The sequence below is a fragment of the Catenuloplanes atrovinosus genome (assembly GCF_031458235.1).
Classification (GTDB): domain Bacteria; phylum Actinomycetota; class Actinomycetes; order Mycobacteriales; family Micromonosporaceae; genus Catenuloplanes; species Catenuloplanes atrovinosus.
The window spans coordinates 1,191,631-1,218,527 of sequence record NZ_JAVDYB010000001.1 but is presented as its reverse complement, the minus strand read 5'-3'; the positions used below and the strand labels follow the sequence as shown (position 1 = coordinate 1,218,527).

Below are 26,897 nucleotides of genomic sequence, written 5' to 3'. Positions count from 1 at the left end.
AGGATTCAGGAGCACACCATGGGTACGGTCGCGTTCGTTCGCCGGCCCCGCCGCACCGGGCCGGTCGCCCCCACCGGCGACATCGAGCTGCACGAGCCGCCCGTCGTGCCGGAGCCGGCGGCCGGCGGCATCGGGCAGATCTGGCTCTACGTGCCGGTCGCGCTGGGCTCGCTGGCGATGATGCTGGTCTTCGTGCGTGCCGGCGCGGGCACGCTGGCGTACCTCGGCATGGGCCTGATGGTCGTCTCGGTGGCGGCCGGCGTGATCGTGCCGTTCTTCCGCAACGCCAGCGACCACAAGGAGCGCATGCACGCGGAGCGGCGGGACTACCACCGCTATCTGACCCAGACCCGGCGCAAGGTCCGCAAGGCGCTGGTCGACCAGCACCGGGCCGCGCGCTGGCTGCACCCGGACCCGCGGTCGCTCTGGTCGGCCGCGCTCAGCCAGCGGCTGTGGGAGCGGCGCACCGCACACGACGACTTCGGCGAGGTCCGGATCGGCATCGGCAACCGCAAGTCCACGATGCGGCTGAAGCCGCCGGCGACCAAGCCGATCGACGAGCTGGAGCCGATGGCCGCGCACGCGCTGCGCCGGTTCCTCCGCGCGTACACCAGCGTGACCGACGCGCCGATCGCGATCTACCTGCGCGGGTACGCCCGGGTGCAGTTGCACGGCCGGCCCGAGGCGACCCGCCCGATGGTCCGCGCGCTGCTCGCCCAGGCCGTCTTCGCACACGCCCCCGGGGATCTGCGCCTGGTGTTCGGCGTCGCCGACCAGTTCCGCGAGGAGTGGGACTGGGTGAAGTGGCTGCCGCACGCGCAGGCCGACGACACGCCGGACGCCGCCGGACCGCGCCGGCTGTTCACCACCGACCCGAAGGAGGCCGACAAGCTGCTCACCGAGGTGGGCCTGCTGGGCCGGCCCGCGTTCGAGCCGGACACGCCGATCACCACGTCCGAGCCGTTCACCATCGTGGTCTTCGACGGGCTCCAGATGCCGCCGGACCATCGGGTCGCCGCGGAGGGCTACCGCAACGCGGTGATCCTGGACCTGGGCGGCGCGATCGCCTGGCAGTCCCGGCCGCAGACGCTGTTCCTCGAGGTCAGCGACGAGCTCGTGGAGATGGTCACGTTCGACCACCTGGGCAAGCCGAACCGCACCGAGCTGTGCCGGCCTGACCGGCTGGGCATCCCGTCGGTGGACTCGCTGGCGCGCAGCATGTCCAAGTACCGCATCGGTACGGCGGTGGACGCGGACGAGCCGATGGCCACCGACTACGACCTCGCCGGCCTGCTCAACATCCCGGACGTGGAGATGCTCGACCTGGAGTCGTACCGCCGGGGCCGCGGCCCCAGCTCGCGGCTGCGCGTGCCGATCGGCATCACCACCACGGGCCAGCCGATCGAGCTGGACATCAAGGAGGCGGCCGAGAACGGCATGGGCCCGCACGGCATGATGGTCGGCGCCACCGGTTCCGGAAAGTCCGAGCTGCTGCGGACGCTAGTGCTGGCGCTGGCGGTCCGGCACTCGTCGGAGGAGCTCAACTTCATCCTGGTCGACTTCAAGGGTGGCGCGGCGTTCCTCGGCTTCGACCGGATCCCGCACACCGCCGCGATCATCACGAACCTGGCGGACGAGGCCGAGCTGGTCGACCGCCTCCAGGACGCGATCACCGGTGAGATGGTCCGCCGTCAGGAGCACCTGCGCGCGTCCGGCAACTACGCGTCCCGCCGCGACTACGAGATGGCCCGGGCCGGCGGCGCGCCGCTGGAGCCGCTGCCCGCGCTGTTCATCGTGGTCGACGAGTTCTCCGAGCTGCTGACCAGCAAGCCGCAGTTCGTCGACACGTTCGCGATGATCGGCCGCCTGGGCCGGTCGCTCGCCGTGCACCTGCTGCTGGCCAGCCAGCGGCTCGACGACGGCCGCATCCACCAGATCGAGTCCCACCTGTCGTACCGGATCGGTCTGCGGACCTTCTCCGCGATGGAGAGCCGCAGCGTGATCGGCGTGCCGGACGCGTACGAGCTGCCGAACGCGCCCGGTAACGGCTACCTGCGCTCGGACATCAACACGCTGACCCGGTTCAAGGGCGCGTACTCGTCCGGCCCGTACCGGGCCGCCAAGGTGAAGGGCACCGCGGGCTCCGGCCCGGCGCGGCTGCTGGCGTTCGGCACCGACTACATCGAGCCGCAGCAGCCCGAGGAGGAGCCGGAGGAGACCGAGGAGGACGAGAAGCCGCCGGCCCTCTCCGAGGTGCTGCTGGAGCGCATGCGCGGCATCGGACCGGCCGCGCACACCGTGTGGCTGCCGCCGCTGCGCGAGCCGGCCACGCTGGACAAGCTGCTGCCGCCGCTGATCGACGACGAGGAGCGCGGCCTGATGCCGACCGGCGGGTACGCGCCGCTGGTCGTACCGATCGGTCTGCTCGACATGCCCGCGCAGCAGCGCCGCGAGCTGCTGCTGGCGGAGCTGAGCGGCGCCAAGGGCAACGTCGGCATCGTCGGCGGCCCGCAGGCCGGCAAGAGCACGCTGCTCCGGACGCTGATCACCGGCCTGGCGCTCACCCACTCCCCGCGCGACGTGCAGTTCTACTGCCTCGACTTCGGTGGTGGAAGCCTCGCCTCGGTGGCGAAGCTGCCGCACGTGGGCAGCGTGGCGAACCGGCTCGACCGCGACCGGGTCACCCGTACCGTCCAGGAGATGTCGAACCTGCTGGCGTTCCGGGAGAACCTGTTCAGCCAGAACAACATCGACTCGATGGCGAACTACCGGCGGGCGCGCGCGGCCGGCGTGCTGCGCGACAAGGACCCGTACGGTGACGTGTTCCTGGTCGTGGACGGCTGGTACACGGTCCGCCAGGACTTCGACGAGCTGGACAGCCGGTTCCAGGAGATCGCGGCGCGCGGCCTGAGCTTCGGCATCCACCTGGTCATCGCCGCGAACCGCTGGGCGGAGATGCGGCCGTGGCTGCGCGACGTGCTCGGCACCCGGTTCGAGCTGCGCCTCGGTGACCCGATCGACTCCGAGATCAACAGCAAGTTCGCCGCGACCGTGCCGGCCATCCCCGGCCGCGGCATCGTGCCGGAACGTCTGCACTTCCTCGGCGCGCTGCCACGCGTGGACGGCGACAGCGACGAGGAGAGCCTCAGCGACGCGACCGCCGACCTGGTCGAGATGATCGCGTCCGGCACCGCGCCGCGCGCCCCCGAGGTGCGCCTGCTCCCGGCCGAGCTGCCCGCCACCGCGCTGCCGAAGCCGGGCGCGGCCTCGCCGTCCGCGGACCCGAAGATCGTCATCGGTCTGGACGACGCGCGCCTGCAGCCGATGTGGCACGACTTCGACCTCAGCCCGCATCTGCTGATCTTCGGCGACGCGGAGACCGGCAAGACGAACATGCTCAAGCACGTCGCCCGCTCGATCACCTCGCACTTCTCCCCGGACGAGGCGAAGATCGTGTTCGGCGACTTCCGGCGCGAGCTGTACGACGCGGTTCCGCAGGAGTACCAGACCGGCTACTCCGTGGCGGCGGACGCGCTGACCGCCACGATCAAGGAGGCGGCCGGCATGCTGAAGGAGCGCGTGCCCGGCAACGACATCACGCCGGACCGGCTCCCGCGCCGCGACTGGTGGACCGGGCACCGCCTGTTCGTGCTGGTCGACGACTTCGAGCTGGCCGAGGGCGGCCGGGAGACGCCGATCGACGCGCTGCTGCCGCTGCTGCCCCAGGGCGCGGACATCGGCCTGCACCTGATCATCGCCCGCCGTACCGCCGGTGCCTCCCGGGCCATGATGAACGCGACCATCCGCCGGGCCTGGGAACTCGGCGCCCCCGCGCTGCTGCTCTCCTGCCCCCGGGAGGAGGGCTCGTTCCTCGGCACCGTCAAGCCGCGGCTGCTCCCCACCGGCCGTGCCCAGTACATCGACCGCCGGCGCACCGTCCGGCTGGTCCAGACCCCGGTCAGCGCCAGCTGATCCGTGTCCACGGACGGCGAAGGCCCGCTCGGTAGCGAGCGGGCCTTCGCCGTCAGGGCATCGACCGGATCAGGACGTCTTGGCCGGTGGCTGCTGGTCCTCGGTGACGGCCTCGCGGGCCGGCGCCCAGCGGCGGCGGTGCCCCACCGGGCCGAGCACGGCGAGCAGCGCCGCCATGGTCGCCACCACCACCAGCGTCGCCACCGCGAACGTGAGCATCGGCGCGACCGGGTGGCTGAAGGCGCTCTCCGGCGCGCGGGCCGGCTGCGCGCGCGGCACCGCGTTGCCGGCCAGGCCCTCCTCCGGCAGCACGGTGGAGACCGCGGCCAGCGGGTTGACCACGCCCCAGCCCACGCCCTGGTCGGGCAGCGTGGCGGCCGGAAAGTCCGCGGTCGCCTGGAGGCGGTGCCGCACCTGCTCCACGGTCAGATTCGGCCGGTACGCACGGACCAGCGCGGCGGTGCCGGCCACGAACGGGGTGGCGTAGCTGGTGCCGCTGCCCCGCCACTGCCCGGGGCCGCCGGGGCCGATGGAGACCACGTCCACGCCCGGGGCCACCAGGCTGACCGTGGCGCCGTCCTGGGAGAAGCCGGCGCGCGCGCCGGTGGCGTCGATCGCGCCGACCGCCAGCACGCCCGGGTACGCCGCGGGGTACGCGTCCACCGAGTCGCCGGAGTCGTTCGGGGCCGCGGCCACGATGAGCACGTCGCGCTCGATCGCGTACTCCACGGCGGACTTGACGCCCGGGTCGTCGGTGGCGGTGCCGGCCGAGATGTTGATGACCCGGGCCCCGCCGTCCACCGCCTCGCGGATGCCCTCGGCCAGCGCCGGGATCGGGCCGTCCTCGGGCGTGTTAGTGATCTTGATGGGCAGGATCTGCGCCTCCGGCGCCATGCCGGCGAAGCCCGCGCCCTCCGCGGACCCGGCCGCGATGATGCCGGCCACGAACGTGCCGTGACCCAGGCAGTCCCGGTCGCCCGGGCCGCCCGAGCCGGTCGTGTCCACGCCGCGCTGCACCCGGCCCTTGATCTGCGGCGACTGACCGTCCACACCGGAGTCGAGCACCGCGACCGTGATGCCGGCGCCGCGGGTGAGGTCCCAGACCCGCTCCGGGGCCAGTTGCCGCTGCGCCCACGGGATCTCGCCGTCGGTCCCGGTCGGCGGCGGCAGGCAGGCGCCCTGCGCGACCGACGGCGCCGGGTCGGGCGCCGCGGGCAGCGCGTACGCGGGGGCGGACGGTGCGAGCACGGCGGCGCCGGCCAGGCCGGTGGCCAGCAGCGTGCGCACCGCGGCGTACCGGGCGCGGATCATGCGGCACCGTCCGGCGCGTCGACGTAGCCCAGCGGTCCGCCGAGCAGCCGGCGGATCAGGTCCGGATCCTCGATCGGCTCGATCGTGGACGCCCGGCGGCGGGTGAGCGCCTTGTCCAGGCGGTTGAGCGCGGACCGGTCGGTGTCGTCCAGTTCGGACTCCGGCGACGTCTCGCCGGGAAGCAGCTCACGCAGCAGTACGGCGCTCGACGGCACCCGTACCTCCTCCTTCTTCTTCTTTCCGTCGCCGGTGTCACCGCGGACGGCCAGCACCTTGAACCTCGTACCGGCGAGGAACACGGCCTCGTCGAAGTCGGGGAACTCGCTCAGCATGGTGATCTGGCGGGCGCTGCGCGACCAGATCAGGTAGTCCACGTCCGTGCGCGCCACCGTGTGCGTCAGCGATCCGCCGACGTTGCGGAAGCCGGGCTCGACCAGGATCGCGCCCTCCCGGTACAGCTCGCCCGCGGGGACCGGCAGCCGCGCCTGGGTGACCATCACGCGGCGGCACGGCGGCATCCGGTTCAGGCCGGAGAGCAGGCACGGTACGTACCCGTCGAGCTGCGGGCGGCGGCCGGCCCGGAGCACGCCGTTGAGGTAGGTGGCGCCGAGCTTGGTGTGGCTCAGGTAGGTGCGGATCGCCACCAGGTCGGTCTTCGCGGCCGGCGAGGTGTCGCGGCGCAGCGCGGGCCACGCCGCGAGCGCCGCGTTGACCGTGGTGATCGAGTCGTGGAAGTTCGCGCCCAGGCCGGCCGCGAACGCGGCCTGGTCGTCGCTGTCGCTCTCCAGGTCGCCCTGCTTCCGGGCCGGCGCGGTGGCGAGCACCGGCATCGCGCCCGGCGGCGTCACCACGGTGGTCCCGCCGGACTCCGCGGCCGAGTCGGGACCGGACGTGACCATCAGACCCATCGCGGCCGGCGGCACGGCCGCGGTCGGCAGTTCGGCGCCCGGCAGGGTCGGCGCCTCCGCGACCTCGGTCTCCGGCGCGGCCGGGGGGTTCGGGTCCGGGCCGGCGGGGCGGGTCTGCCGCTCGGCGCCGTCCGGGCGCCGGCCCGGCACGAGGTAGGCCATGCCGCCGTCCGGCGCGGAAGCCTCCGCGGTCACGTGCGCCTCGTCCGGCGTCACCCCGGGGTGCGGCACCGCACCGGAGTCCGTGCCCGGGTCGTCGGCGCCGGTCGCCGGTGCGCCGAACTCCGCCGCGCCGGTCCCCCAGCCCTGCGACGCCGGCGCGACCTGTCCCCCGCCGGAGGCCGCCACCTCCTGCTCCCAGCCGCCGGAGGCCGGTGCGCCGTGCTCCCAGCCGCCCGAGGCGGCCGTACCCCGCTGCTGCCAGCCGTCAGCGGCGGGCGCGGCCGGCTGCCAGTCGCCGGAGCCGGACGCCGCGGACGTCGTCGAGACCGCCGGCCACTGCGCCGGCACCGCACCGCCGAGGACCGGCGTGTCCTCCTCGAACCCGCCGATCATCCGGCCGCCGGTGTCGCCCTCCAGCACGTCGTACCCGGCCCACGGCACGACCTTGGCGAAGACGTCGCCGGTCGGCGCCTCGGCCGCCGGATGCGCCGCGGCCGGCGCGCCGGAGTCCGCCGCCTCCCAGGCGAGCGCGCCCGCGCCGACCAGCAGGCCGCCGCGCAGCGCCGCGTCGATCAGCCGGTCGCGCCACCGGCCGTCCGTCTCACCGGCCAGCGTGAGCCGGACCGGGCCGATCGGGTCGGCGGGCGCGGCCTCCAGCATGCGGCTGAGCGGCTCGACCAGCGCCGCGGACGCGGTCACGCCGTCCGCGCCGACGGTCAGCGTGCGGGTGCGCGGGTCGAAGATCGCGAGTCCGTCCGAGGTGTAGACGCCGTCCGGGCGGATCAGGATGCCGGCCGGGATCACCTCGGCCAGCAGGCGCGGCTCCGCGTGGCTGCGGAACAGCCGCTGGCCGGTCCGCTGCCAGCCCAGGTCGAGCAGCGCGGCGGGCCGGAAGATCACCTGGCGGGTACGCCGTGGGCCGGCCGGGTCGGCGGCCCCGTACAGCGCGCCGGCCAGCGCGTCCAGCCAGCCCGCGTTCACCGGGCCCTGGGCGTGCCGCACCTCGAGCCGGACCGGCGTGCGCGCGGGCAGCCCGGCGAACACCTCGACGATCCGGGACGGCTCCACCACCGGGCCGCCGAAGTGCCGGATCACCAGCGTCGGGCCGTCCGGATCCACCGGTACCCGGAACGCCGCGTCCTGCGGCGAGGTCGGCACCGGCCCGGCGCGCAGGGCCACGCCGGCCGGGATCGGGTCCAGCCACAGCCCGCCGACCGGGATCGACCGGTCCGGCAGCACCCGCTCCCAGTCGGGCAGCGGGCAGCGGTTGCCGGCCACCGGGCAGCGCCCCTCCTCCAGGAAGGACCGCCACCCCCAGCCGCCGGTCGCGCCCGCGACGTAGAGCGTGCCGTCCGGCGTCGCCTCGATCGGGCCGTCCGGGGCGAGCAACTGCACGCCGGTACGGACCGCGATGTGGTGCAGCCAGCCCGCGTGCACGTCGTCCGGCCGGCCGATGCCCGCGGCCGCGATCCAGATCCGGTTGCGCCCGCTCTCCTCCGCGGCCCGAAGCGTGGCGTCCCGCAGCGCGTCGATGCCGGCCGGGTGCCGCAGCGCGCGCCCGGACGGCACGATCAGGAAATCATCGGACGGTACGGCCGCCGCGGTCAGCAGCTGCCACAGCCGGTACGGCGAGTCGTTGTCCGCGGACACGATCGCGCCCGAGCCGAACCACTCGACCTGCACCCCCGGGTCGGCGGAGCGCCCGGTCTGCCGCAATGATCGCCAGGCAGTCCGCAACGCGCCCATCCGACCGGACCTCCTCACCTCGCCGAGTCCACCGAGTCGAGCATTCCGCGGACCGGTGGGCCAGCGCGCGTAACCGGCACCCCCGGGGCAAACTTGCGGGTAATCCTCCGCCAGTCCTCAGGAGGGGGAACCGGACGGTGCGGCCCGGTCGACCACGGCCACGACCACCAGCGCGCCGTCCTCGGCCGTGACGCTGAACCGGTCCACCCGGTCGAGCGGGACCGGGGAGGTGCGCTCCACGTCCTGCGCGCTCCCGGTGCCGGTGATCGTCGCGAGTTCCCAGGTGGTCTCGTCCAGGTCGGTCACGGAGAAGCGGTACAGCGCACCGGGGCGCAGCCCGTCCACCGTGGCCTTCATGCTGACCGCGTCGCCCTCCTGGGAGAGCGTGACGGTGAGCGTCGCGCCGGTGGTCTGGTCGGCCGCGTCGGTGACCAGCGTGACCGAGGTGTCGCCACCCCCGCCGAACCAGCCGGCCACCAGCGGGCGGCCGAGCGCGATGCCGGTGGTGAGCAGCAGCACCACCGCCAGGCCCGCGGCGGCCAGCGTCAGCCGGGACCGGCGGCTGCCCCGGGCGCGGCCCGGGCCGGTGCCGCCGCCGGGCCGCGTGCCGTCGGTCCGGCCGGCCCGCGCGGTGCCGAACGGCCGGGTGGACGGCGTCGTGGGCCGCGCGGCCGCCGCGACCTCGGAAGCCGCTGAAACCACGGGAGCCGCCGACGCCGCAGGAGCCGCCGACGCCGCAGGAGCCGCCGACGCCGCAGGAGCCGCCGACGCCGCAGGAGCCGCCGACGCCGCGGGAGCGGCTGGGGACGTTCCGGGCGGGCCCGGTGCGGGCTCCGGGCCCGGTGCGGGCTCCGGCGCCTCCGCCGGGGCCCGCACGCCGAACTCCTCGATCAGCTCACGGCGGTCCGTCTCGGTCAGCAGGCCGAGCATGGCCACCGCCTCGCCCAGCGCCTCCGCGTCCGCGAGGCACTGCGCGCAGCTCGACAGGTGGAGCTCCACCGCCCGGCTCTCGTCGTCCGGCAGCGCACCGGCCAGGTACAGGCCGAGCGCGGCGCGTAGCTGAGGCTCGGCGCACACGTCGTCAACCATGTGCTTTCAACCCCCTCAGCCCTCTTCCGCGAGGTCGCCCCCGCGACCCGACCTACTCTGAACGAGACTTACAGTTCCGAAGTTCACGGCCAAGCGATTTCGCCCGTCACACCGCCGGTTTCGCCTGGGAGCCGTCGTCCCCGGGCGTGCCCGGGCCGCCGTCCTCCGCCCGAGCGCGGTTCACGCCGCGCATCACGCGGAAGACCAGCAGCGTGCTGAGCGCGAGCCCGGCCAGCACGGTGAGGACGAACGCGATCCGCACGCCGTCGCCGCCGGCCGTGTCGCCCACGGCCCGGCGCTGCTCGGAGATCGGCACGGCCTCCTCGGGCAGCACCTTGGTGACCGCCACCTCCGGGTTGATCATGCCGTAGCCGTACCGGGCGTCCGGCTGGGCGTCGCCCATCTTGTCCGCGGTCACCGCGACCCGGTTGGCCACCTGCGCGGCGGACAGGCCCGGGTGCGCGGACCGCACCAGCGCGGCCTCGCCGGCCACCAGCGCGACCGCGTACTGCGTACCGCTGCCGACGAAGGTCTTGTTCTTCGGGCCGGCGCCGAGGCTGGTGATGTTCGCACCGGGGGCCACCACGTCGACGGAGTCCGCGGCGTACTCCTCCACGGTCTTGCCGTCCATGCCGATGCCGCCGACGCTGATCACGTCCTTGTGCAGCGGGGTGCCGGACCCGGTCGGCGCGCCGGCCACCACCACGATGTCGTGGGACAGCGCCTCCTCGATGACCTTCGCCACCGGCTCGGCCGAGGTGTCCACGTAGGACCCGAGCGCGATCACGGTCGCACCCGCGGAGATCGCCACCTGGATCGCGGTGACCTGGTGCTTCTCCTCGGCCTCGGTCTTGTCGGTGACCACGCGGACCGGCATGATCAGCGCGTCCGGCGCCACGCCGGCGAACGTGTCGCCCTCCTGCGGCTGCGCCGCGATCAGGCCGGCCATCGCGGTGCCGGTGCCGAGGCAGTCGGTGTCGCCGCGGCCCTCACCGGTCACCGGGTTGCCGCCGAGCAGCATCCGGTCGGTGAAGTGCACCTTGGAACCGTCCACTCCGGAGTCCACGACCGCGACCATCTGGCCGAGGCCCCGGCTGGTCGGCCAGGCCTGCTCCGGCGCGAGCCGCACGGTCGCCCAGTTCGACGGCGAGCTGGCCGCGGTCGCGGCCACGCACTTGCCCGACTCCTCCGCCGGCTTCAGGCCGGACGGCCGCTGGGCCGCGGGCGGCACCGCGTTCGGGGACGCCGGCGCGGTGCCGCCGCCGGGGTTGGTGCCGCCGCCGGGGTTGGTGCCGCCGCCGGGGTTGGTGCCGCCGCCCGGATTCGTCCCGCCGGTGCCGGGGTCGGCCGGGCTACCGCCCGGGTTCTCGCCGGGGCCGGCGGTGGTGCCCGGCTTCGGGGCGGACCCGCCGGTCTCGGGCGCGGAGGACGGCAGCACGCCGTACTGCACGCCCGGGCCGACCGCGTCCCAGGGCAGCACGATGTACCACCCCGGGGTCAGCTTGGCCGGGTCGCTCAGCGCGCCGCCGTCCGGCTGCTCGCGGCCCGAGTTGAGGTTGAACAGCTCGTCGGAGCGCTCCGGGTCGCCCAGCAGCCGCTGGGAGATCTCGTCGAGGTTCTCCGGCTGTCCCTGCTGCGCGGACGTGACCGTGTAGTACAGCACGTACTCGTCGACCGCGACGGCCGCGGCGGCCGGCCACGGCGCGCCCAGACCGACCAGCGCGAGGGCCAGCGCGGACGCGGCCACGCCGGTCAGCCGGCGCGTCACCCTACCCGTGAAGACGCTCATGCCGGGCCCCCTGCCAGGGTGCGGTCACGCCATGGTCGGCGCCGCACCGATGATTCGCTCGCACGCGCGCTCATTGGACGACCTTCCAGTGCTGGTCGACCGCGTGGTCCTGCCGGTCGTACTGCTGGACGGACGCGCCGTTGCCGGCGCAGCAGTCGTCGCCGGACATGTCCACCGCCTTGCCGCTCTTCCGGTTGATCAGGAAGTAGCCCTGGTCGCCGCCGTCCACCAGCTGCCACTGCTGGTTGTGGTCCGCGAACGCCGGGTCCAGCATGACGACCTCGGCGGAGTTGTCCACCGACCCGTCCCGGATGCCGAGCGCCTTGTTGTTGTGCGCGTTGGTGATCACCACGTACGCCGGGTCCTCCGCGTTCGCGATGTGCCAGAACATGTCCTTCTCGCGCAGGTTGTCCCAGAGCTGCATGGTGGTGCCGCCCGCGGTGATGTTGTCGGTGCCCGGCACCTCCAGGATCCGGCCGCTGAGCGCGTTGACGAACTGGTAGGAGATCGTCGGGTCCCACGTCTTCACGGCCGGGGCGGCCGGGGCGGCCGGGGTCGAGCTCTCCGGAGAGGGGCTCGGCGAGCCGGTCGGCGACGGGCCGGCGGCGGTCGGGGACGGCGAGGGCGAGGCCGGCGCGGACGTCGGCGGGGACGGCGGCGCGGTGCTGAGCCGCGTGTCGGCCGAGTAGACCGGGAGGAACGCGTCGACCTGGTCGGCGAGCTGCGGCACGGACGCCTTGCGCGGCACCCCGGCCTCGGCCCGGACCGCGGTCATGCCCCACTGGTACGCGGCGAGCGCCAGCGTGTACGAGTCGGCCTGCTCCGCGCCCTTCAGCCGCATGCCGGAGAGCTGGTTCTTCAGGTCGCACATCGCGGTGCCGAGCGCCGGGATGGCGTCCTGCGGGTCCCACACGGACGCGTTCTTCGGCGCGTACTGCTTCCACATCTGGGTGGTGAACTGCGCGATGCCCTGGCGGTCGTCGCCGCGCATGTTCGGGTTGAAGCCGGAGAGCGCCATCAGCTGGGCGGCGATCCGCGCGGGGCTGATCGCGGCGGGGCAGACCTGCCCGGCCCGGCGGACCGCGTCGAGGTACTCCTCCGGGACGCCGGTGCCGGCCGCGGCCGACGCGACGGCCGGCGCGGGCTCGGCGCCGCTCTCGGCGAACTGTGGCTGGTCCGCGTACCAGTTGGAGTAGCCGACGACCAGGTCGACGTGCTCGGCGGCGGCGTCCGGGATGCGCTTCTCCGTGGCCACGGCCTGGAGGCCCACCTTGCGGGCCGCGACCGCGGCCTCCCAGTGGTCGGCGTCGACGCCGGCCGCGCGCACCTGGCCGACCAGCTCGCAGGTCTGGTGCGCGAGCGCCAGCACGTTCGCCCGGGCGTCCGAGCGCTGCGCGTCCGGCCAGGGCGCCCACTGCGCCCACTGCTCGGCGTCCATGCCGGCCAGGCCCTCGCCGGTGTCCGACACCGCGCTGACCTCGAACTCGGACGCGGCCATCAGCTGGGCGGCGAGCCGCTCGCCGGTCAGCGCCGGGCAGGACGTGGTGCCGAGGACGATCGACGCCAGCAGGGTGTCCGGCACCGGCTTTCCCTCGACCTTCGGCTCCGCGAGCGCCGGGCCGACCTGCATGGCCGCCACGACGATGCAGGCCACGGCCGCCACGAACGCCACGCCGGCCTCGATGCGCTGCCGGGTCGTCCGCAGGGACCGCCAGGCCCGCACGCAGGCCGAGCGAATCGCCGTCAACAGCGATCTGACTTTCACGGTTGATTCCCTCTCCACCGAAGTGTGTCCTGTGAACGTCGCGGGCTGGGCGCGAGTTCACGGCGATGGGTGATTTCTTCCGGCTGTCCCTAGAGGTGGAAGCCGCGTGCGGTGAGATCCTCGTGCAACGCGCGGAGCGCGTAGAACGTGCGGGACTTGACGGTCCCCTCCGGGACGGAGAGGTTCTGCGCGGCCTCGGCCACCGAGTGCTCCTGGAAGTAGATCTCGATCAGCGCGCTGCGCAGCCGCTCCGGCAGCCGGGCCACGGCGTTGCGCACCTCGCGCGTGTTGATCATCCGATCGATGTCGTCGGTCGCGGTGTGCCGCGCCTCGATCCGCTCGTCCAGTTGCTCGGTGGTGCGTCCCTGGGCGGCCCGGATGTGGTCGATGGCGATCCGCCGGGCCACGGTGAACAGCCAGCCCCGGCTCCACTGCCCGTCCTCGGTGCGCGCCTCCGGATGGTTCCAGGCGCGCATCAGGGTCTCCTGCAGGATGTCCTCGGCCATGCCGCGATTTCCCATGGTCAGGCGCAGGAGGTAGTTGAGCAGGATCGGCCCGTGAGTCTCGTACGCGAGCCTCAGCGCATCGTCGTGAGTGGGCAGAGGCGTCGACTCGCCGGGCACGGTGTTCCCAGTGGCCGCATCCATGGGAGTGATAACGAGCGGTTGAGCGCTCAAGTTCACATTGCGCGAGTGATTTCCCGATGAATCTCGGAGCGGGGAGGTGCGGCTCATCGGTTCCCTGACCTCACTGGCTATGCTGACCTGCTGGAATCGTGGCTCGGCCCGGGACGCTGCGCTCACTTCCCCGCCCCCTCGCTCGGCCCCGGTGAACCCATGACCACGTTCGCCGAGATCATGACCGAGCCGTCGACCTGACGGACGGTGAAATACCACAGATCATCCACGGGTACGGCGATGTCCCCCGTGTACGTACCGCCACCGGCCTCTCCGCTGAGCTGGCCCAGCAGCAGCTCCTCGCCGTCACCGGTGACCACGTATAGCTGGTATCGGGTGTCCGGCGCCAGTCCGTCCGCGGTCAGCCGGACGCTGGCCTGGCCGTCCTCCTGATAGATGACCGCGTTCATGCCCATGCCGCTGGCGTCGTCCGCGGTGGCCGCCACCGCGGCGATCGGGCCGAGCTCGTCCGCGGTGCCCCACGGCCGGATCACCAGCACCGCGCCGAGCGCCACCACCAGCGCGCCGGACAGCCCGACCGCGGCGCGCAGCCGGGTGCGGCGGGCGCGGCGGTGCGAGTGCGGGCCGCGGGCCAGCGGGCCGGTGGCCGGGCGCGGCGGCAGGTAGCCCTCGCCGACCCCGATCCGCGGCGGCGCGGCGATCGCGGGCCGGCTCTCCGGGACCGCGCGGGCGGCCGGCACGACCGGGCGCGCGGCGGGCGGGACGGGCGCGGCCGGCAGCGCGAGCGGCGGGGTGCGCGGCGGCGCGGCGACCAGCGCGGGACGCGGGGCGCCGGGCGCGCCGAACAGCTCGTCGCCGGGGAGCGGGGCCCGGGCCGCGGCGGCCGGGCCGGGGCCGAACTCGGTGATCAGGTCGCGCACGTCGTCCGGGCTCAACCGGCCCAGGATCGCGACGATGCGCTCGACCTCGTCCCGCTCGGCCCGGCACGCCTCGCACGTCTCCAGATGCGCGAGGACCCCGTCACGCTCGGCGTCGGCGAGCCGGTCCAGGGCCAGGAAGCCGACGAGGGTACGCATGCGCCCGTCGTCGCAGACGGGTGCGTTCATGACGGCGTCCCTCCCCTCCGGCGTACGGTGCACCGCGGCAGCATTCCTCACTCGTCCTCAGCCCGCCACCCGGCCACCGGCCGGGGCGTCGCCCCAGCCCGCGGCGGGGAAGTCCGGCGGGGTCACGTTCATCGCATTGTTGATCATGTTGAGCACACCGGACGGGCCGAACAGGCCGTCGACCGCGATCGTCCACTCGTCCGCCGGGCCCAGGTAGACCCGGCCACCGGTCCACTGCTCACGCGTCGGCTCCAGCTGGTCACGCAGCGCGGCCAGCCGCTCGGCCACGTCCGCGGCCAGCGCGTTGATGGTGGCGCCCACCTCGGCCAGGTCCGCGTCCGGGGTGGCCTCGCTCACCGCGACTCACCGCCGGCCAGCTCCACATCGGAGCGTCGCGGGCCCGCGGGCCGCCGGACCGAGCCGGCGATGTCCTCGATCGCGTCGTCGAGCATGCGCACGTAGATGTCGTACCCGGCGAGGAGTGCCCGCAGCTGGGCGGCGGACATGCCGAGCCGGGCCGGGTCGAGGCCGGCCAGGTGACCACGGAGCAGCTCGAGCTGGGCGCCGATGCCGGCCGCCGCGGTGCGGCAGGTGTCGGCCACGTTGCCCTCACACGGTGGATACGGTGTAATTCCGCTCATAACCCCTCCAGGTTCGGAAGAACAATCTGGAAACGGAGGGCGGAACCCGCTGGTTCACGAATCATCCGGAGTTAACAAATCGCTCGATCCGAGTTCTCCGAGCCGGCACGCGCGAACCACCTTCCGGCGGGTTCCCACCCCGGCACGACGGCACGAATCCCGGCGAAGGACGATGACACGATGAGACGACGACTCGCGGTGCTCGGCATGCTTCCCCTGCTGCTCGCGCCGGTCGTCGCCGCCCCCGCCGCCGCGGCCGCGCCCCCGCCCGCCACTGTCCGGTTCGTCCGGGTGGAGACGGGAAAGTATTACGTGGTCGGCCCGGCAGTCAACGGGCAGCAGGAATATTTGTTCGCCATCGCGGCGAAGACGCTCGGTGACGGCAACCGCGCCGAGGAGATCTTCGCGCTCAACCAGGGCCGGCTCCAGCCGGACGGCGAGCGGATGACCAGCCCGACCACGCTGAAGCCGGGCTGGATCCTGATCCTGCCGGAGGACGCGTCCGGCGACGGCGTGCGCAACGGCGCGCCGCCGAAGGTGGAGGAGCCACCGGCCACGGGCGCGCCCGCCACGCCGTCACCGGGGGCGGAGGGCGACGCCGCGCCGGGCGGCACCGCGAACGCGGGCGGGCCGGCCGACCGGTCCGAATTGGACTTCCTCTGGTCACCCACGGCGCTGCGGGTGGCACTCATCGTGTTGGCGATCCTGTTGCTCATCTGGGCACAGCTGGCGTTGCAGTCGCGGCGCCGGCCGGTGCGCCGGGCTCGGCCGGTCCCGGCCGGCGAGAGCAGCGGCGAGGTGTCGGTCAGCGGCGGTACGCGTACCCAGGTCATCTCCGCGGTGACGCTCCCGGAGCAGCGCAGACCGGCGCGGCTCGGCTTCGGCGGGCGGCGGCGGGAGACCCCGGCCGCGCCGCCGGCCGAGGCCACGTTCGCACCGCCGACGTTCGCACCCGCGCCGGAGCCGGCCCCGACGTTCGCGCCACCGGTCCCGGCCGCGCCACCGGTGCTCGAACCGCTGCCCCCGCGGAACCCGCCGCCCGCACCGCCGAAGAAGGCGCGTCCGGCCGAGGTCGCGCCGCCCACCGCGCCAGCGCCTGCCGAGACCCCGGCCCCGCCGCCGGTCAAGGCCCCCGCGGCGCCTCCGGCCAAGGCCCCCGCCGCGCCTCCGGCCAAGGCACCGGCCGCGACGCCGGCGAAGAAGACCGAGGCGCCGGTGAAGGCCGCGCCGGAGGTCTCCGGAGGCTCCCGGTCGGTACCGGCGATGCCGCGGTTCGAGAACTACGACGGGCCGGCCGAGACCTCGTTCCTGTCCGCGATCGCGCTGCCCCGCCCCGGCGGCCACGTGACCGAGCTGATGCCCTCGCCGCCGAACCCGTTCGCCACGCTGGTCACGGACCTGATCTGCGGCGGCGTGCCGGCGACCGTACGGCTGATCGGCGCGCGCCCGGCCCGCTGGGGCTCCGCGCACGGGTGGCTGGCCGAGGGCGAGTCGCCGCCGCCGTCCAGCACGCCGGTGGTGCTCGGCGCGTACCAGGGCCGCCGGCTGTGGGCCGACCTCACGGTGGCGCCCGACGTGCTGGTGCTCGGCGGCGACCCGGACGCGGCCCGCGCGCTCGGCCGGGACCTGGCCGGTCAGCTCGCCGGCGCGGCCGAGGTGGTGGTCGCCGGTGAGGTGCTGGGCGGCTCCGTGCCGGACGGCGTCCGCCGGATCGGGTCGGTGTCGGAGCTCGGCCTCGACCGCCCGGCCGCCGCGACCCGCGTGCTGATCTGCGACGCCGCCGGCGCGGAGGCGTTGTTCGCCCGGCTGCGCACGGTGCCGGCCAGCCGGGGCCGTACCGTCCCTGTGGTCATCGGCGAGGCACCGGCCGCGCGGTGGTCGGTGCGCCTGATCGGCGACCCGGTACCGTCCGAGGCCGGCCCGGCGGCCGTCCAGTCCAGCGCGAGCTAGTGAGGAACGTGTGCGACCGACCCGACCGCAGCAGCCGGAGACCACCCCGGACGGATTCTCCGAGGTGGATCTGCCGCTGCCCGTCGAGGGCCTGTGCGACCTGGTGCTGACCCGCACCGCGGACGGCGGGCTGGCCCGGCCGGACGCGCCCGGCGCCGCGCTCACCGCGGAGGAGCTGGCCGACCACGCGCACGCGGCCGGCGTCTCCGGGCGGGACCTGCGCGTGCTGGTCGACGACGGCGCCCGCAACGCGGCGCTGCTCGGCCGGGTCGCCGACGCGCTCGGCTGCGACATCCTGGTCACGCCGGCCGGCGCCACCGTGGAACGGCTGGCCGGGCCCGGCGGCGGCACCCGCGCGGAGGCGGTGCCGGTCGACCGGGCCAGCGGCGAGGTGGTGGACTGGCTGCTGATCCAGCCGGCCGGGCTGGCGACCACGCTGCCCGGCTGGTTCGACCTGGCCGGTGGGCTGGTGCTGCACCGCGCCGGGCTGGTCACGCTGCCGCTGCCGGGCGGGCTGGAGTTCGCCAACCGGGACGACTTCGTGCTCCGGCGGGCCGCCGCGTCCCGGCTCGGGCTCGGCCACCCGGACCTGGTGACGGTGGCGCTGGCCACCCGCGGCGGCGGGTTCCGGCTCACCACGTACCGCGTGGACCGCACCGGTGACCAGCGCGGGCGCGTCTCCGGCCGGGACGTGGCCGCGGCGCTGTCCTCGATCTACCTGTACGGCGGCGACCTGCGGCTCTGGCTGCGCTGGCCGGACGACACCGGCGAGTGCACGCGGCTGGAGACCGAGGTGGCCGCGCTGGCCGAGTCGACCGGCGCCACCGTCTGGGCGCCGGAGCCGGGCGGCCAGGCCGTGCTGCTGCGCGGCTCCCGCGACCTGGCCGCGCGCGGGCGGGACGGCACGGTGGTGGGGTGGCGTGCGTACCGGCCGCCGCACACGCCGGAGCAGGACCGGTTCGAGACCGACCTGGACGGGCGGCTGGTCCCGCGGGGCGGCCCGAAGGTGACGGCCGTCGGCGGCGTCTCGCTGCTCAACGTGGGCCGCGCGTCCGAGGACGAGCTGCTGGACCGGTACGGCGAGCTGTCCGCCGAGCCCGGCATGATGCTGATCGACCTGACCGTGCTGGACGACGGGCGGCTGGCACTGCGCTACGGCGACGGCACGCACCTGGCGGCCGGCACCGCCGGGCTGCGCTCGCTGCTGGAGGGCTCCGGCTGGAAGAGCGAGGACCTGCAGCTGCTCACGCCGGTGACGCCGGAGCGGGCGGACGGGCTGCGCGAGCACCTGACCGTGCTCGAGGCCGAGCTGGGCGTGGAGATCTGGTCGCTGTCCCCGGGCGCCGAGGTGGTGGTCCGCGACGGCCTGGCCCGCGCCGTCGACGAGCAGCGCAAGCCCGCCCGGTGGCTGCGCGCGGCCGACCCGGCGACCGTGGACACCGGACGCTGGCGCAACGACGACGGCTGGCTGATCCCGCGCCGCCGACACACGCCCCGGCCGCTGCCCGCGCCGCCGCCCCCGGCCGAGCCCGCCGCGGCCGCGCCGCCGCCGGACCGGGTGCTGCCGCCGCCGAGCCCGCGCCCCGCGCTGACCGTGCCGGGCCGCGCCACCCGCGCGCACGGCGTGCGCTGGCTGCCGGACCAGCCCGAGGTCAACGCGGAGCCGGTCCGGCTGTGGCTGGCGTCCGCGTGGTCGCCGCAGCGCGTCTCCATCGAGGGCGTGCCGTCGCCGAACCTGTTCCTCATCGCGCACCTGGACGGCGAGCGGGTGGCCGGCGCGGCGCCGCAGAAGCACCTGCTCTGCCTGCGCGTGGAGGCCGGCGGCGCGGTCGACCTGGGCCGGGTCGGCACCGTACCGGCGGATCTGAAGCACCTGGCCACCGAGGGCGGGACGTACCTGCTGCCGGCCGGCTGGCTGGACCAGGCCCGGCTCCAGGTGGCGTACACGATCGGCGACGACGGGCGCCCCGGCGAGGAGGTCGAGGTCGCGGCGAACCCGATCGTGCTGCGCAGCACCGGCGCCCGGCACGGCACCGAGGGCCTGCCGAACGACGTGGCCACCTGGCCGCGCACCGAGCGCGGCGGCGGCGCGTGGGCGCTGATCCCGGAGTCGCCGGCCGTACCGGAGGGTGACTTCCTGCCGCTGCACACCAAGCGCCCACCGATCCACGAGGGCCAGCGGCTGGTTCACCTGCAGGTGCCGGCCGGCCGCGCGATCGACGTCACCGCGAGCGCGGCGGCGCTGGTCACGCTCACGTCCGTGCGGTCGCGCCTGCCGGAGCTGGTCGCGGACGGCGTCACGCTGCTGCTCCCGCGCCGCTCCTACGAGCGCACGCCGGTCGACCAGGTGCTGTTCGTCGAGGCCGGCAAGTGGAAGCACCGCGCCAAGGGCATCGACCTGCCGCTGTCCAGCCTGATCGCGCCGGAGCGGGCCTGATCCGCGCGCCCGGCGCTCAGCCGATGCGGTAGTCGCCGACCAGCACCGCGGCGGCCAGCTCCACCCTGGACCGGTAGCCGGTGCGGGTGAACAGGCGGGACAGCCGGCCCTCGACGCTCTTCTCACTGCTCTGCGTGGCGGCGGCGAGCTGGCGGTTGGAGAGGCCCTCGGCGACCAGCGCGGCGAGCAGCTGATCGCCCTCGGCGAGCGTCTCCACCCGGCCCGGGACCGCGAGGCCGTGCTCGCGCATGGCCTGCCGCACGCGGGACCGGTGCAGCGTGGCGCCGAGGTCGCCGAGCAGCTCGTACGCCTCGGCGAGCAGCTCGGGCCGGCGCCCGGTCCAGCGCACCACGCGCTCCAGCGTGCGGGCCAGCAGGTAGGGCCGGTCCAGCGCGCGGGCCGCGTCGACCACGGCGGCCTCGTCGACCGGGCTCGCCGCGGTGCCGGCGATCAGGCGGGCGGTCGCGGCGTGCAGCGCGGCGGTCCCGGTGCCGAGTGTGCCGGCCGCGGCGGTCGCGCAACCGGCCGCGCGTGCGGCGGCCTCGCGGTCGCCGCGCTCGGCCGCGTGCTCGGCGGCGGCGGCCCACAGCTCGTCGGTGCCGATCACCAGTCCGTGCGCGGCGGCGTCGTCGAGCGCGGCGTCCACCACGCGCGCGGCCCCGGCCGCGTCGCCGAGCACCCACTCCAGCTCGGCCTCGATCGGCGCCAGCAGGTGCGGCAGCGGTACGCCGTCGCGCGCACCGTCCAGCATGGACCGGGCCCGGGCCGGCCAGCCGCCGGCCAGCAGGATCTCGGCGGCGGCCCGGTGCACGGCCGCGTGCCCGGTGCGGCGCCCGACCGCCAGATCCGCGGCGATCGCGACGGTGGCCGCGTCCAGCGCCTCCACCCACCGGCCCCGCTGCCAGTCGACCAGGCACCGCTCGGGCGCGGCCGGGTCCCCGTCGGCTCCGCTCGGGTGACCGGCCGGCGGCCTCGCCGCGTCAACACTCACGCGACCGGCCGCGTCACTCCTCATCGGCGCCGCCACACCGCCGGCACCGCCCGGGTGACCCGCCGGCGGCGTGGCCGCGCCGTCGTTGCCACGCGCGGCCACGCCGCCGGCACCGTTGAGGCGACCGGCCGCGTCCCTCCGCACCGGCGCGGCCACGCCGCCGGTGTGCCGGGCAACCGCGTCGTCGCGCGGGTGGGCCGGGCCGTCTCCGCCCGGCGGAGGGATCGGGCCGCCGGTGACCAGTGAGAGCGTGAGCCGGTCGGCGGCCGCGGCCGCGTGGCGGCGGGCGGCGCCGGGGCCGTCGTCGTCCACGGTGGCCGGGGGCAGCGCGATGGACCGGCCGGTGACCGCCTCGATCTCCGCGGCGATCATCCGTGCGCCCTCGCCGACGACCGGGCCGGCCGGCTCGCCCGCGGTGCCGGGCACGCCGGACGGCGACGGCGCGGCGGTGAGCGCGCGCCGGGCCTCCGCCCAGCGGTTGAGCAGCGACAGCGCGGCGGCGCGGGTGGCCGGGGCGGGGGCGGGGCCGGCCGGGAACCACGGGTCGCCGGCCGCGGCGGCGCGGATCGCGGTGAGGTCGCGGGCGCCGCGCGCGGCGGTGAGCGAGAGCAGTTCGGCCTCCTCGCGCGCGGGCGCGGTCAGCGTCTCCGCGTGGTCGGTGAGCAGACGCTGGAGCGGCGGCCGGGCGTCGGCGTGGCGACCGGCGCGGAGGTCGGCGGCGGCGCGCGCGAGCAGCGCCTCGGCGCGGTCGGCCGGGTCGCCGCCGAGCGCGGCGGCGCCGGACCACCAGCGGCCGGCGGACGCGGGCGCGCGCACGGCCGCGGCGCGGGCGTGCGCGCGCAGGTCCGCCACCGCGCGGGCGGGGTCGACCAGCGTGCCGGCGACGGCGAGCGCGTCGGGGAGGAAGCCGGGGTCGGCGCACTCGGCCTCGCCTGACCACAGCGCCTCGGCCGCCACCTGCGCGAACCGCCGCCGCTCGTACGGACCGAGGGTGTCCCGCAGCGCGACCGCGACCGCCGGGACCGTGATCCGGCCGCCGTGCGCCAAACCCTCCTCGCGCAGCATGCCGAGGTGGGTGTCGACCTCGTCCGGTGGGAGCGCGAGCGCGCGGCCGATCAGCGCGGGCACGGCCGGGCCCAGCGGTTGCAGCGCGGCCAGCGCGCGGGCGACCCGCCGGGCGCCGTCGTCCAGCCGGTGCACCGCGCCGAGCAGGTCGTGGTCGCCGGGGATGCGCGGCTCGGCCTCGGGGTCGGTCAGGTAGGCGCGACGCTGCGCCACGCGCAGTGACCCGGACGCGCGGTAGCCCTCCACGGCCGCGATCAGCGCACCGGGCCGCCCCCGGCTGAGCCGCCGCAGCCGGCACCGGAGCGTGCGGTGCGGCGTGGCCTGCAACAGCCGGGACACCAGCGCGTCCGCGGCGGCCGGGCTGAGCGGGCGCAGCCGCTCGATCCGGGCCAGGCCGGCCCGGCGCAGGTCGGCGTAGGCGGCGGCCAGGTCGGCGCGCGGAGCGGCGCCGGTACGCACCGTGGCCACGAACCGCACCGGCACGCGGGACACGTCGTGGAGCACGCCCCGGATCGTCTCCGCCGACGCCGGATCGGCCCACTGCAGGTCGTCGACCAGCACCACCAGGCCGGGCCGCCGGTGCAGCGCCCGGATCAGCGGGAAGCCCGGCGGCTCGGACGGCCAGGACCGGACGCTGGTGAGCGCGGTGAGCCCGGCCAGCAGCCGGCCGCTGAGGTATCCGGGCTCGTGCCGGTCCTCCGGCGCCAGCCGCACGTCCAGCACGGGCCGGTCGGCGCGGGTCATCGCCTCGCGCACCTGCCGCAGCGCGTGCGAGCGCCCGATTCCCACCGGGCCGGCCAGCACCGTCAGATGCGGGCCGGAGAACTGGGTGAGCGCGGTGACCAGCGACTCCACGGTCACGACGATGCGCCGAGGAAGTCCGGGGTGAGGCTGGCCGCGGCCAGCTCCACCCGGGACCGGCAGCCGGTGCGCGCGAACAGCCGGGTCAGGTAGTTCTCGATGGTCTTCTCGCTCATCCGCACCTGCACGGCGATCTGCCGGTTGGTACGGCCGCGCCGGATCAGCTCGATGATCTGCATCTCGACCGCGCTGAACGCGTCCTGTGTGGACCGGGACCGGGGCCGGCGCACGCCGTGCTCGCGCATGGCGGCGGTGACCGCGGAGCGTAGCCAGGGCGAGCCGATCGCGTCCGCTGCGGACTGCGCCTCCAGCAGCCGGCGGCGCGGCTCGGCGGACACCCGGGCGAGCGCGATGCCGGCCTGGGCGAGCGTGCACCGGTGGTCGCGGGCGCGCAGCAGCTCGGCCGCGCGGTCCGCGGCGGCGGCGTCCGCGGTGGCGAGCGCGCGGACCACCAGCGCGGTCTCGGTGCTGCACCGCCCCGGCGCCTCGGCCACCTCCCGCCACGCGGCGGCCTCCGCGGACAGGCCGAACCGGACCGCGAGCACGGTGGCGCGGACCACCAGCTGCTCGGTGCCGATCCGGCTGCCGTGCGCGAGCTGGCGCGCGAGCGCGGTGTGCGCGGCGGCGAGCCGGTCCGCCGCGTCGCCCGCGCTCTGCGGCTCGCCCACCGGGCCGTTCGCCGCCCACCAGCGCAGCGCCGCGTAGGGCGCCTCGTCCGGGACGGAGGCGATCCAGGACGCGGCCTCGTCCGGGCGGCCCTGCAGGCCGAGCGCCTCCGCGCCCCACAGCCGGGCCAGGCGGCGCACGGCCGGGGCGTCGCCGCCGGTCAGGTCCGCCGAGCGGGCGGCGGAGAGCAGGCCGGGCAGGTCGCCGCGCGCGTACGCCAGGTGCAGCCGGTGGTACGCGGCGAGCGGGCCGTCCGCGGGTACGCCGTACCGCTGCTCGCCCAGCACCAGCCGGAGGATCTCCGCGAGGTCGCCGTGCGTACCGGCGACGAGCAGGTCGTCCGCGTCCGTGCCGGCGCCGGCCGCGTGCGCGGCGCGGGTGAACTCGTCCGCCGTGACCAGCGTCGACGACGTCGTCACGGTCGCCGGGCAGGGCGCGCCGGTGAGCCAGCCGTGCGCGAGGGCGAGCGGTCCGGTGGCGTCGCCGGGCACCGGCGTGCCGGTGTGCAGCGCGGCGAGCGCGGCGGCCGCGGCCAGGTCGCCGCCGCGGTGCGCGGCCGGTCCGGCCGCCTGCACCACCTCGGCGAGCTGCCCGAACCGGCCGGTACGCACCAGCAGGCGCAGCAGCCGGGCCAGGATGTCGTCGGCCGCGCGACCGCCGCCGGTGTGCCAGAGCGCGGCGCGCAGCCAGTCGGCGGCGCGGTCCGGCTCGCGGTCGGTGGCCGCGGCCGCGGTGGCGGCGAGGCTCACGCCGGTGCCGCGGTCGGTCGGCATCGCCACGCCGGCGGAGGTGACGTGGTCGGCCAGCGTGGCCTGGTCGGCGGGGACGCCCGCGCCGGCCCGGCGGAACATCGCGGCCGCGTACGCACGGTGCAGCCGGGCCGCCGCGGCCGGGCCCGCGTCCTCGACCAGCCGGGCCGCCAGCGCCGCGCTCCGCGGCCGGAAGCTGCCCTGCGGCGTGGCGACCAGCGTGCCGTCCGCGGCCAGCGCGTCCAGCACCCAGCCGTACCGATCCAGCCGGCCGAGCGTGGCGTCGGCGAAGAGTTCCAGGTCGTCGAGGCCGAAGCGGGTGACCGCGGCCATGGTGGCGAGCCGGACCGCGACCGGGCCGCGCGCGTGCAGCGCGACGACGATCGGGTGCTCGGCCGGCAGCGCGATCGGGGCGAGCGGGTCGACCAGGCAGAGGTGCCCGCGGACGACGCGCAGCCGGCCGGTGCGGACCAGCGCGTCCGCGGTCTGCAGCACGGTGGCGGGGTGGCCGGCCAGCGAGCCGAGCGCGCCGCGCAGCGCGGGCAGCACCGCCTCGTCGAGCGGTGCGCCGTGCCGCTGGCAGAGCATCTCGCGGATCGCGGCGGCGGGCAGCGGCGGCAGCGGCACGACCGTGCCGGCCAGCGCGGCGAGCCGGCCCTCGGCGGCGCGGGCGGACGCGGCGACCAGGCAGCCGTCCCGGACCGCGGCGGCGAGCGCGGCGGTCAGGCCGGGCGCGTCGTCCGCGTCGTCCGCGATCACGACGGTGGGCACCCGGCGGCCGATCAGCCCGAACGCGGCGGAGGTCTCCTGTGCGAGCGTGGCGAGGTGGCCGTCCGGTGCACCGGCGGAGGTGAGCCGGCCGATCGCGCTGAGCAGGCCGGCGAGCTGCGGGTCGGCGAGCCGCTCGTACTGCTCGCGGACCGCGTGCAGGAGCGCGGCGTACCCGGCGGCGGAGTCGTCCCCGTCCGGGTGGGGCACGCGCAGGACCACGGCGCCCTCGGCCGCCCAGGCGTCCGCGGCGGCGTCGAGCAGCGTGCTGCGCCCGCTGCCGGCCTCGCCGGTGACCAGCACGAACCGCCCGCCGGCCGCGGCTTCCTGACGCGCGGTGCCGAGCGCGGCGAGCTGCTCCTCGCGTCCCGCCGCCGTCCGCCGTCGCTGCATGTGTCCCCTCCCGTACCGCTCGCTCATGCCGGACCGTCCACCAGGCCGCGGTGTCCGTGTGGCCGGCGCTGAGCCGATGACTCACTCGCGCGCTCGCTCATGCCTGGCGCCCGCCGGGCGTGACTTGCAAACGAGATGGGAAGCGCGATCGTTCACGGAAATTCGGGTCATGTGGGATGTAACGCAGGAAGGGCCGGCCGGCGCGTGGTGCGCCGGCCGGCCTCGTACCCGGGGATGGTCAGAAATCGCCGTTGCTCTTGCAGGCGACGGCCTGGTGCACGCAGTTCTTGACGCGCTGGTTCATCGCCTGCACGTCCCAGGCGAAGAAGCCGTCCGCGTGCATCGAGGAGGCGAGCCCGGACGAGAGCTTCATGTCCTTGCCGCCCGCGGTCGGGAAGTAGATGGACAGCGTCACGGCCGGGATCTTGACCGGGTGGCTCGGCGGGCAGGCGTCGTTGAAGCCGTTCGTGACGTGGTCCTTGTGGTTCGGGCTGTCCACGTGCTTGCCGTCCCAGCAGTCCGGGAACCGCATGGTGAAGTGCACGGTGCCGCCGTCGCCGCAGATCGGGAAGTTGCCGTCCGCGCTGCGGCCCACGCCGTCCAGCGGGCCGCCGGAGCAGTAGAACTGGTTCTGCGCGCCGACCGGCGTGTTGACCTGCCGCTTCGCGTCGCCCTGGAGCATGCGCATGCCGTTGGGCATCGGCATGACTCCGGTGGTGTCCTTCATCAGCGAGCCGTAGTAGACGATGAACATGTTCGACTGGACTTCCTTGCCGTCGACGTAGAGCGTCGGCATCCAGTACGCGGAGTGGTCCTCGACCGGCTCGCAGGTGGTGTCCGTCATCGAGAACAGGCTCTCGGTGGTGGTCTTCGCGTTGGTCGACCGGTTGCCGAAGAACGAGTGCATGTGCGACGCGCCCGCGATGCCGGGGAAGACGATCGGGTCGTCCGGCGCCGAGTGGCTGTACGTACAGGTCGCGTTGAACTCGGGGTTGCGGCCTCGGCCGGGCGGCGGCGCCTGCGGCACGGTGGTGGCGAACGCGTCGAGCTGCGCCTGCCACGCGGCCTGGTCCACCGGGATCCAGCCGGTGGCCGGCGCGGGCTGCGCGGGCGTGGACGTCGAGGCGGACGGCGCGGGCGCACCGGTCGTCGGCGTGGCCGGCCGGGTCGCGGACGGGGTGGCGCCGGTGCCGGCTCCGGCGAACGCGAACCAGTTCAGGTTGACGAAGTCCTGCTTCTGGTCGCTCTTGATCAGCAGGAACACGTCGTGCTTGCCGCCGGGCGAGGTGCCGGTCGCGGTGACCGTCTTCCAGCTCTGCCACCCGCCGGTCGCGGTGACCGGGACGGTGGCGACGACCGGGCCGGTGGCGGAGTCGACGCGGACCTCGACGCTGCCGGGGCGGTCCTGGTACGCGGCCGCGATCCGCAGCGACGTGGTGAGCGTGCCCGCGGCGCCGAGATCGACGCCGTTGTACCGCAGCCAGTCGCCGGCGGCGAGCCAGCCGACGTTCTGGCCGCCGCCGGCGTCGCTGGTGCCCTCGGTCTGCGCGCCGGACTGCGCGGTGAACGCGGCGGCGCGGACCGCGCCGGCCGGGGCGGGCTCGCCGTTGGTGGCGGCGCCGGCCAGCGGGCCGCCGGCGACCGCGGCACCGGCCGCGACGAGCGTGATGCCGGCGGCGGTCGCGGCCAGCGTGCGGTGGCCGCGCACCCACCGGCCCAGGCGGCCGAACCGCGTGCGCGGCCGCTCGTCCGCCTCACGGAACTTCGTAAACGTGTACGACACGGGTCACTCCCCATAAAAGCTGGCATAGGCCCTCAGGGCCGCCGGTACGGTAAGCGCTCCCCCGCCGCGCCGAGGTAGGCCTAAAGGCCCAGAACCGGAAACTTCCC

15 protein-coding genes are annotated in these 26,897 nt (G+C 75.7%); 3 read left to right on the top strand and 12 right to left on the bottom strand.

The window, feature by feature from the left end; genetic code table 11:
* The first annotated feature begins 18 nt into the window (after positions 1-18).
* Positions 19-3,972: a type VII secretion protein EccCa gene (eccCa, locus tag J2S41_RS05250; RefSeq protein ID WP_310376295.1), complete on the top strand. Its 3,954-nt coding sequence runs from the start codon at positions 19-21 to the stop codon at positions 3,970-3,972.
* 69 nt (positions 3,973-4,041) lie between these two features.
* On the opposite strand, the gene mycP is transcribed toward eccCa, so the two are convergent.
* The 9 genes from mycP to J2S41_RS05205 form a co-directional block, all read right to left on the bottom strand.
* Positions 4,042-5,283, bottom strand: a complete 1,242-nt coding sequence (gene mycP, locus J2S41_RS05245) for a type VII secretion-associated serine protease mycosin (RefSeq protein WP_310363723.1) — start codon at positions 5,281-5,283, stop codon at positions 4,042-4,044.
* Positions 5,280-8,099 (bottom strand): hypothetical protein, encoded by a 2,820-nt coding sequence (locus J2S41_RS05240; RefSeq protein ID WP_310363720.1) that lies wholly within the window; start codon positions 8,097-8,099, stop codon positions 5,280-5,282. Before J2S41_RS05240 ends, mycP begins: the two co-directional genes overlap by 4 nt.
* 117 nt (positions 8,100-8,216) lie before the next feature.
* Entirely contained in the window at positions 8,217-9,188 is a 972-nt protein-coding gene (locus tag J2S41_RS05235; RefSeq protein WP_310363717.1) for a zf-HC2 domain-containing protein, read from the bottom strand.
* Positions 9,189-9,294: 106 nt separating this feature from the next.
* A complete protein-coding gene (locus J2S41_RS05230; RefSeq protein WP_310363714.1) occupies positions 9,295-10,977 on the bottom strand; it encodes a S8 family serine peptidase in 1,683 nt (560 codons plus the stop codon).
* A gap of 70 nt (positions 10,978-11,047) precedes the next feature.
* A complete protein-coding gene (locus tag J2S41_RS05225) occupies positions 11,048-12,742 on the bottom strand; it encodes an RICIN domain-containing protein (RefSeq protein ID WP_310363713.1) in 1,695 nt (564 codons plus the stop codon).
* A gap of 89 nt (positions 12,743-12,831) precedes the next feature.
* Positions 12,832-13,389 carry a sigma-70 family RNA polymerase sigma factor gene (locus J2S41_RS05220; protein WP_310363710.1) on the bottom strand — a complete coding sequence of 186 codons (558 nt, stop codon included), beginning with the start codon at positions 13,387-13,389 and terminating at the stop codon, positions 12,832-12,834.
* Between the two features lie 152 nt (positions 13,390-13,541).
* On the bottom strand, positions 13,542-14,486 hold the full coding sequence (locus tag J2S41_RS05215) for an anti-sigma factor (RefSeq protein ID WP_310363707.1): 945 nt from the start codon (positions 14,484-14,486) through the stop codon (positions 13,542-13,544).
* Positions 14,487-14,543: 57 nt separating this feature from the next.
* Positions 14,544-14,843 (bottom strand): hypothetical protein, encoded by a 300-nt coding sequence (locus tag J2S41_RS05210; protein ID WP_310363704.1) that lies wholly within the window; start codon positions 14,841-14,843, stop codon positions 14,544-14,546.
* Positions 14,840-15,088, bottom strand: a complete 249-nt coding sequence (locus J2S41_RS05205) for a hypothetical protein (RefSeq protein ID WP_310363702.1) — start codon at positions 15,086-15,088, stop codon at positions 14,840-14,842. The genes J2S41_RS05210 and J2S41_RS05205 overlap by 4 nt, the downstream gene beginning before the upstream one ends.
* A 219-nt stretch (positions 15,089-15,307) precedes the next feature.
* Here J2S41_RS05205 and J2S41_RS05200 point away from each other — a divergent pair, with 219 nt between their 5' ends.
* Both J2S41_RS05200 and J2S41_RS05195 read left to right on the top strand, forming a co-directional pair.
* A complete protein-coding gene (locus J2S41_RS05200; RefSeq protein WP_310363701.1) occupies positions 15,308-17,077 on the top strand; it encodes a hypothetical protein in 1,770 nt (589 codons plus the stop codon).
* A gap of 10 nt (positions 17,078-17,087) precedes the next feature.
* Positions 17,088-19,514, top strand: coding sequence for a hypothetical protein (locus J2S41_RS05195; protein WP_310363700.1), 2,427 nt, complete (start codon positions 17,088-17,090; stop codon positions 19,512-19,514).
* A gap of 16 nt (positions 19,515-19,530) precedes the next feature.
* Here the strand turns inward: J2S41_RS05195 and J2S41_RS05190 are convergent, their stop codons facing one another.
* The 3 genes from J2S41_RS05190 to J2S41_RS05180 all read right to left on the bottom strand — a co-directional run bounded on the left by J2S41_RS05190 (position 19,531) and on the right by J2S41_RS05180 (position 26,790).
* Positions 19,531-22,425 carry a hypothetical protein gene (locus J2S41_RS05190; RefSeq protein WP_310363698.1) on the bottom strand — a complete coding sequence of 965 codons (2,895 nt, stop codon included), beginning with the start codon at positions 22,423-22,425 and terminating at the stop codon, positions 19,531-19,533.
* 2 nt (positions 22,426-22,427) lie between these two features.
* A complete protein-coding gene (locus J2S41_RS05185) occupies positions 22,428-25,007 on the bottom strand; it encodes a helix-turn-helix transcriptional regulator (RefSeq protein ID WP_310363695.1) in 2,580 nt (859 codons plus the stop codon).
* Between the two features lie 238 nt (positions 25,008-25,245).
* A complete protein-coding gene (locus J2S41_RS05180) occupies positions 25,246-26,790 on the bottom strand; it encodes a DUF1996 domain-containing protein (protein ID WP_310363692.1) in 1,545 nt (514 codons plus the stop codon).
* Positions 26,791-26,897 lie beyond the last annotated feature (107 nt).

Excerpts from the sequence above, each read along its gene's own strand:
- J2S41_RS05230 (WP_310363714.1), bottom strand. The coding sequence starts at position 10,977 with ATGAGCGTCTTCACGGGTAGGGTGACGCGCCGGCTGACCGGCGTGGCC.
- J2S41_RS05235 (WP_310363717.1), bottom strand. The coding sequence starts at position 9,188 with ATGGTTGACGACGTGTGCGCCGAGCCTCAGCTACGCGCCGCGCTCGGC.
- J2S41_RS05215 (WP_310363707.1), bottom strand. The coding sequence starts at position 14,486 with ATGAACGCACCCGTCTGCGACGACGGGCGCATGCGTACCCTCGTCGGC.
- J2S41_RS05185 (WP_310363695.1), bottom strand. The coding sequence starts at position 25,007 with ATGCAGCGACGGCGGACGGCGGCGGGACGCGAGGAGCAGCTCGCCGCG.
- J2S41_RS05200 (WP_310363701.1), top strand. The coding sequence starts at position 15,308 with ATGAGACGACGACTCGCGGTGCTCGGCATGCTTCCCCTGCTGCTCGCG.
- J2S41_RS05220 (WP_310363710.1), bottom strand. The coding sequence starts at position 13,389 with ATGGATGCGGCCACTGGGAACACCGTGCCCGGCGAGTCGACGCCTCTG.
- eccCa (WP_310376295.1), top strand. The coding sequence starts at position 19 with ATGGGTACGGTCGCGTTCGTTCGCCGGCCCCGCCGCACCGGGCCGGTC.
- J2S41_RS05240 (WP_310363720.1), bottom strand. The coding sequence starts at position 8,099 with ATGGGCGCGTTGCGGACTGCCTGGCGATCATTGCGGCAGACCGGGCGC.
- mycP (WP_310363723.1), bottom strand. The coding sequence starts at position 5,283 with ATGATCCGCGCCCGGTACGCCGCGGTGCGCACGCTGCTGGCCACCGGC.